We start from the raw sequence: 7,643 nt of genomic DNA on the forward strand, positions 1-7,643 counted from the left end.
TAAAAGTGGTACAAGGCAGACGAGTGCAAGTACTACAGTAGTAGGCTAAACGAGTCTAACGCTGTAACACTTTAATAGTGGTTCGACTATAACTTGTGATGCAATGGCAATATATCCAGTCACGCGACTTATTCTTTTATTATGACGTCTAAAGACTTTCTCCTTTTTTACTCTTATTTTTATGAATATGTAGCCATCAGGATTTAATGCCATCAATATAGTGAAGTTTAACGCACCTGCGGCGCGAGCTAAAGCGTACAACATCATTTCATGAATCAACGACATGTCGATAACCTTTGCTAATGAGACAATGATGTTCAATGCCATAGCATTAGCATTCGAGATTAGGTGCTGGCAAGTGGATACTCATAGTAATCAATACTGTTTTTTTGTTAGAATATGCCGATATATCTACGAGCGTACGAATAGCTCATTATTAACTTTAATGCTAAGGGCAAGAGGTATGATGAATATTTTGGTGATTGGTTCAGGTGGTCGTGAACACGCGCTGGCATGGCAGTGTGCAAAAGATGACAATGTCGAAAATGTCTATATCGCTCCTGGTAATGCTGGCACGGCCCTTGAACCTAAATGCCAAAACGTTGTCTTAACGTCTACTGATGCCAGTGAGCACAGCGCTGTTATCGAATTTTGCCAAAACAATGATATTGACATGGTCATCGTCGGACCAGAAGCACCTTTGGTCACTGGTATCGTTGATGCGTGCCGTGATGCTGGTATCAAAGCATGGGGTCCAACAGCCTACTGCGCTCAATTAGAAGGTTCGAAAACCTTTGCTAAAGAATTCATGGAACAAAACAATATTCCAACGGCTGCTTATCAAGGATTTACAGACGCTACTGCTGCCAAAGCTTACGTTGATGAGCAAGGCGCGCCTATTGTTATCAAAGCTGACGGGCTTGCTGCTGGTAAAGGCGTCATTGTTGCTGAGACTATTGAGCAAGCGCATGAAGCGATTGACGATATGCTAGCGGACAACAAATTCGGTGATGCTGGTAGTCGTGTGGTCATCGAGCAGTTCTTGCAAGGTGAAGAAGCCAGCTTTATTTGCATGATTGATGGTGACAATATCTTGCCAATGGCGACCAGCCAAGATCACAAACGTGCTTTTGAAGGGGATACGGGTCCCAACACTGGCGGTATGGGTGCTTATTCACCTGCGCCAGTCGTGACCAAAGACGTTCATGACAAAGTGATGTCACAAGTCATTCAGCCAGTCGTCGATGCGATGAAAGACGCAGGACACCCTTATACTGGATTTTTATATGCTGGTCTTATGATTGATAAAGCAGGCGATCCTTATGTCATTGAATTCAATTGCCGCTTTGGTGATCCAGAGACGCAGCCTATTTTGATGCGCCTGCAGTCATCAATGGTAGACTTGGTTGCACAAGGGTTGGCAGGTCAACTGCCTAGCGAAGCCAAATGGGACAACCGCCCTGCTCTAGGTATCGTAGTTGCATCGAAAGGCTATCCTGAAACATCATCGAAAGGCGATGTGATTGCTGGCTTGCCAGAGCTGGACACTACGAACGATAATGCTGTTAAAGTATTTCATGCTGGTACGGCATTCTCGAATGACAATGAGAACGAAGTTGTGACTAACGGTGGTCGTGTATTGTGCGTGACTGCTTTAGCAAATAATATTTCTGAAGCTCAGCAAGCAGCACTAGCAGTCACTGCTGCGATTAGCTTTGATGGTGCGCAATATCGCCGTGATATCGGGCATCATGCCATTGCTCGTGAAAATGCTTGATGAGTTAATCCTTGTCAGATAACGTGAGTTTTTCACTCCATATGTCTGATTAAGCAAATATGACTGATACGCTATACATTATTTGACCTAGCATCATGCATGCTAGGTCTTATTTTTTGACAGTCATTTTTAGGTCTATTTTTGATGAAATGCTCATAAAAAATGAGATGGCGGCTTAATGATAGACCAGACATGAGCACAACTCTCAACATTAAATCGGTAAAATATCACGCAATTATTTTGACTTACAAAGTAACTATCAACAGCCTGTGTGCGCTCATAAAACCCATGCACTTTATATGATACAATTTTATACCCGTGCATCACATCTCCCTTGTATTGTAGGTCTCGAACCCGCAAATCAATACCAACTGGATGAATGATTATATTTATGGCAAATGATACGTCTAAACCTTCTAACAATAAGCAATCAATCGATAGTCTAAAAACCTCAGGGTTTGATCGCCGCATGTCGATTGCTAAAACCTCCTTAAATATTGGTCGTCGTTGGGCGGGTAATAGTGTGTCTGGCATGTTTTTGAATAAAGAAGCACGGACCGCACGTAACCAAGCATTTATGGAAGCTCAAGCGAGTTATCTGGCATCAGAGCTTGGTAAATTGAAAGGTTCAGTTGTCAAAATTGGTCAAATGCTAGCCATCTATGGTGAACATATATTGCCACCAGAGATTACGCGTGCCTTGCAAACGCTCAATGATGATACGGCGACGCTTACCTGGCCGACAATTGAGCAAACATTGCGCCAGCTATTGGGTGAAAAACTAAATGAGCTCGATGTTGACCCTGTTCCTATTGGAACGGCTTCTCTTGCCCAAGTCCATCGGGCGACAGTATTAGCAACTGGTGAACAAGTCGTGTTGAAAATTCAGTATCCGGGGGTGGCCGATGCCATCAACTCTGATCTTGCCCTATTTAAGCGACTACTAAAGGTAAGTAACATCGTCCCCCAAACGCGCGCTCTCGATGCTTGGTTTGAGGAAATACGGGACCTACTCCACCATGAAGTCGATTATGAAGCAGAAGCAGCAACAACAGAGCGTTTCTACGATCGTTTAAGCAATGATCCACGTTATATCGTGCCTAAAATTAATCGTAATTATTCAAAAAAACGTCTGCTATGTATGTCATATGAGCCAGGTATCACTGTCGTGTCTGAAGCACTACAGCTATTGCCTCACGAGCGCCGCAGTGCAATTGGTCAAGCTGCCATCGAAATTATGATGCAAGAGATTTTTGTCTGGGGTGAAATGCAGACGGATCCTAATTTTGGTAACTATTTAGTTCGAGTTAGTGAAAGTACAGACGATATTGATAAACTTGTTTTGCTAGATTTTGGTGCAATTCGTCAATTTGATAGTAATTTGCTTACGATTGCCCGTGGACTATTGAGGGCAGGATATCACCACAACCATCAGGCAATGACTCTAGCGATGACGGGTTATGATTTCTTCGATAGTATGAGTGATAAAGTACGCTCTGATATTGCCTCATTGTTCCTATTGGCTACCGAGCCATTCAGTGATCCTGAGAAAAACGATGACATCCCTACAGATTGTTTGGATGAGCAAAATCGCTATATTTGGGCCAATAGCAAATTGCATTCACGCTTATCCACTAAAGCTACTCGTGCGATGCAATCTTTTGAATTTAACCTTCCTCCAAAAGAATTTATGTTTATTAGCCGCAAATTTATTGGTGCATATACTTTTTTAACAGTGCTTGACGCACATACCAACCCTAATACCTTGGTCAAACCTTATTTATAGTTTTTAGTAGTGCGAAATTTTGGCCGTCCTTTAGTGACGGCTTTTCTGATTTATATTTTTCTGCTTAGGCTATTTTTCGCCTATTATTAAGCTTGCCAATTATCAAACCGGGTTTTATACCATTTTGGCTTACGGATGCTTAACTCCCAGCATACCTCCTGCCGCGCTAGGTACTTCACTTCAAAATGCGTACGCTGGCTGTCGACAGGCACTCGGTAGCGATTATTTGGTAGGCACCAAAGCTTAGCTGCTTGATGCTCTGCATTGTCCATATAAGATTGAATATTGGTGGCCAGTATTATCTCTCCCCCTACTTGCAAGCGAGATAGTAGAAACTCAAAAAAGGGCATATTTAGCCATTGCTGATTGGGATTATGCTGTTCAGGATTGGGATAAAGAATAAATATTTTAGCCACACTATTGGGTTTTAGCGCATGCACCGTCCAAGCAATCGCATCTGCATGGATCGCATCTAGGTTCGATAGGTCTTGCAGTGTAGCCAGCTTTGAGAAAGCATCAAACTTATTGCGTGTGCGCTCAATGGCGATCAAATGCTTATCAGGATTTTGCAGGGCAAAGCTAAGTGCATGCTTGCCCTTCCCTGCTCCAATCTCCAAGATTAACGGCTTTTCGTCTTTATTATCACTGATGATTTTTGGAATCATAAAGTCGCGCGGTGCGGAGAGTCGTTGTGGTTGAAAGGCACGCGCTTGCTGATGTGTGAACTCGATATTGTCTATCATCTACTATCCTTAAAGCATTTGTCTTTTGTCATTATTCTGCCCCATGCTATTATATAGCCAATCTAATTGAATAGTAATATAACGACAACTAGTACTCCTCAATTCATCACAATTTATATGATAATAAATAACTATCGTGCGCAAATGATACTAATAACATCAAGGATACTCCCACCTTTATTATGACTGACTCTAATACCAACACTGCACCCAAAACCTACCCTTGCCCACGTTGTGGCACTCAAACTGCTTGGCAAGACAACAAATATAAGCCATTTTGTAGTGGTCGCTGTAAGCTGATCGACTTAGGTGCTTGGGCAAATGAAGAATACACGTTACCTGCAGAAACCACACCTTTTTCTGACGAGCTATAACCTACCTCTTTACTCAATTTATTATACCAAGGATGTTTTACATGTCTGCTACTTACCTAATGCCCACTTATAATCGTCAACCGATCAGCTTTACCCGCGGTGCAGGCAGTTGGCTCTATACAAAAGACGATACGCCATACTTAGATGCCTTAACTGGTATCGCGGTATGTGGATTAGGACATTGCCATCCACAAGTGACCGACGCTATTCAACAGCAGGCAGCGACCTTGGTTCATACCAGCAATCTGTTCGGTATCGACTGGCAAGAGCGCGCAGGAGAGAAACTATGTACGTCAGCTCAAATGGATAGTGTGTTTTTTGCCAATAGTGGCGCTGAAGCAAATGAAGCGGCACTAAAGCTTGCACGCCTGTATGCGTCGCAACAAGGCTTTGCACGCCCAAAAGTCATCGTGATGGAGCAGTCATTCCACGGCCGTACATTACTATCACTATCGGCCACTGCTAACCCAAAAGCCCGCGAAGGGTTTTATACTCTAGATGACGACTTTATCCGTGTGCCATTTGGTGACATTGCCGCGATAAAGCAAGCGGCGTTAGACCATGAGGACATCTGCGCCATTTTTGTAGAGCCGATCCAAGGTGAAGGTGGTCTTAATACTGCGGCCAATGGCTTTACCTATTTAGAAGAGCTACAAGCAGAGTGTGATGCTTATAACTGGTTATTCATGCTTGATGAGGTGCAAACCGGCAATGGTCGTACTGGTAAATATTTTGCCTATCAGCATAGCAATGCGCGCCCTGATGTATTGACGACTGCCAAAGGCTTGGGAAATGGATTTCCAGTCGGCGCTTGTATGGTACGTGGGCGTGCCAATGGATTATTTGGTGCAGGGAGTCATGGCTCTACTTACGGTGGTACGCCATTAGCCAGTCGCGTGGTACATAGCGTGTACGATGTACTTGCAAATAGCGACATCATGGAGAATGCGGTGACGGAAGGATTGTTTATCCGAGAAAGTCTCGTCAATGCACTAGGACAACACGGCGTAAGTAGCCGCGGTGCCGGTATGATGATTGGTATTGCGCTACCTGAAGACATGGATTGTAGCCAATTGGTAGATCGTGCCCGTGACGAGCAAAAACTTATCATCAATGTGACAGGTGGCCATGTGGTACGTTTGCTACCACCGCTCAATATGAGCCGTGATGAAAGCACACAAGTCGCTGAACGATTGATCAACTTATTAAAGCCAACATTCTAAAGCTTGCTTGAATATGTAGCATGTAATAAAAAAGCCTATGGACAACTCTATCCATAGGCTTTTTGCTGACCGATTATTGAAACAACCAATATTTAGTCTGCATAACACTTAGTTTGCATGAAAATATTTCTTCAGTACTTCTAGGCAACGAGTGATTTTAGCTGGTTGTTGGTCGCGGTTTAAGGTAACGGCATATAGTACAAAGCTCGGCAACTGATAACCAGTCAATACCTCTACCAACTCTCCACTCTCAAGCTCTTTTTTGATGTCCATTTCCATCATTCTCACCAAGCCATGACCTTCTTTAGCTAAGGTTGTCGCCATGAAGACATTGTTGGTGTAGATACGTGAGTTCATTTTTACACGCGTTTTTTTGTTGGTCTCTGTCTGAATCATATCAATCTGATTGGCATCTTTCATGATTTCAATACAAATTAATTGATGATCAGCCAAATCTTTTGGTGTATTAATCTTAGGATGCTGACGCAGATATTGGGGTGAAGCCACGAGTAACTGGCGCACATCGGTGAGCGGATAGCTACTTAGACTCGAGTCATTAATCGATGGACTCATGCGAATCGCGATGTCGATACGTTCATCAATCATATCGATATAATGATTGTCTGCGAGATAAGTGACACTCAGATCATCATGCGCAGCCATCCATGTAGAAAGCGCTGGCAATATATGATTTACGCCAAGCTCAGGCGTCGTCGACACCCGTAGACTACCTGCTAGCTCATCACGCAATTGATTAACTTTGATTCGACCTTGCTCAGCCGCGCTGACCACATCTTTTGCCGACTCATAAAAGCTCTCACCAGCTTCCGTTAAGCTGAGCTTACGAGTCGAGCGATGCAATAGCACAACGCCAAGCTCATTCTCTAGTGAACGAATTTGCTGACTGACTGCACTAGTAGTAATACCAAGCTCGCGAGCAGAACCACTAAAAGAGCCGTGTCCGACCACACTGGCGAACACAGCCATACCGCGTAAATTATCCAACATATTCTCACCTAAACTTCATTTCAGTTTTTAATATAACTTAACCATTATAACGAATTTTAATTTATATTATCGTTATTAAATATTTTTCATTTTTTAAGAAGGCAAATTGCTTATTCAAAAAAAACAAAAAAATATCAAGGCGATAGCACAATATCACCTTGATATTTTATATAAAACCATTGCTAAAACATATCTATATTTTTAAATGATGTTAATAACAGCTTTTTTTGAAACTTAATATAGCTGTACCTTACCCATTTTTCCTTCACCGCGCTCAGTCAAATATTGCATGACGGGTGTATGTCGCAACTTCATCTCAGCAACCGTTTTGGCTTGCTCCAAACGTTTTTGCTGGCGACGCTCTGGTGTTTTGTTATCGCTTTGCATAATACTACTATCAATTTTTAAATCAATCTCTGCACTTGTGAACTGTTGCTGCAGCTTAGCAGCTAACTGCTGGAAAGTCGCTTGTAAATGTCTACTATCGACACTGGTCAAAAAAGTGGCTGTGCCATTACATTGACCTACCATCGTACCTTGACGGGCAAGTGCCAGCTCGTCCTGTGCCAACACTTCTGCCTCACGAGCTGTCTGTAGCCAGTAATCCCATTTTTCCGAGTTCCACTCCCCTGTCAGCTCTTGAGGGGCGCAGCGTAATAAAGTACGAGGATCTTCATCTGATGGTACTGCTAACTGAGAATCATTTGCGTCAGGCTCAACAATTGGTTCAGG

General features: G+C 43.1%; 6 protein-coding genes and 1 pseudogene. 4 read left to right on the plus strand and 3 right to left on the minus strand.

The annotated features are described in order from the left end of the window. Positions 1-466: 466 nt before the first annotated feature. Complete coding sequence (purD, locus tag B3V51_RS08995) at positions 467-1,777, plus strand: phosphoribosylamine--glycine ligase (RefSeq protein ID WP_093071009.1); 1,311 nt, start codon at positions 467-469, stop codon at positions 1,775-1,777. Between the two features lie 391 nt (positions 1,778-2,168). Continuing rightward, a complete protein-coding gene (locus B3V51_RS09000; protein WP_212563533.1) occupies positions 2,169-3,563 on the plus strand; it encodes an ABC1 kinase family protein in 1,395 nt (464 codons plus the stop codon). Between the two features lie 86 nt (positions 3,564-3,649). On the opposite strand, the gene B3V51_RS09005 is transcribed toward B3V51_RS09000, so the two are convergent. Further along, a complete protein-coding gene (locus B3V51_RS09005; RefSeq protein WP_093071005.1) occupies positions 3,650-4,306 on the minus strand; it encodes a DUF938 domain-containing protein in 657 nt (218 codons plus the stop codon). Positions 4,307-4,488: 182 nt separating this feature from the next. Here B3V51_RS09005 and B3V51_RS09010 point away from each other — a divergent pair, with 182 nt between their 5' ends. Next, a complete protein-coding gene (locus B3V51_RS09010; protein WP_093071003.1) occupies positions 4,489-4,680 on the plus strand; it encodes a DNA gyrase inhibitor YacG in 192 nt (63 codons plus the stop codon). A 41-nt stretch (positions 4,681-4,721) separates the two neighbouring features. Then, positions 4,722-5,903: an aspartate aminotransferase family protein gene (locus B3V51_RS09015; protein WP_093071001.1), complete on the plus strand. Its 1,182-nt coding sequence runs from the start codon at positions 4,722-4,724 to the stop codon at positions 5,901-5,903. 108 nt (positions 5,904-6,011) lie between these two features. On the opposite strand, the gene B3V51_RS09020 is transcribed toward B3V51_RS09015, so the two are convergent. Beyond that, entirely contained in the window at positions 6,012-6,911 is a 900-nt protein-coding gene (locus tag B3V51_RS09020) for a LysR family transcriptional regulator (RefSeq protein ID WP_071001594.1), read from the minus strand. Positions 6,912-7,145: 234 nt separating this feature from the next. Further along, positions 7,146-7,643: pseudogene (locus B3V51_RS09025) on the minus strand (DNA polymerase III subunit gamma/tau); the annotation flags it as partial.

It is taken from the genome of Psychrobacter sp. UBA2514 (assembly GCF_002341255.1).
GTDB classification, from domain to species: domain Bacteria; phylum Pseudomonadota; class Gammaproteobacteria; order Pseudomonadales; family Moraxellaceae; genus Psychrobacter; species Psychrobacter pacificensis.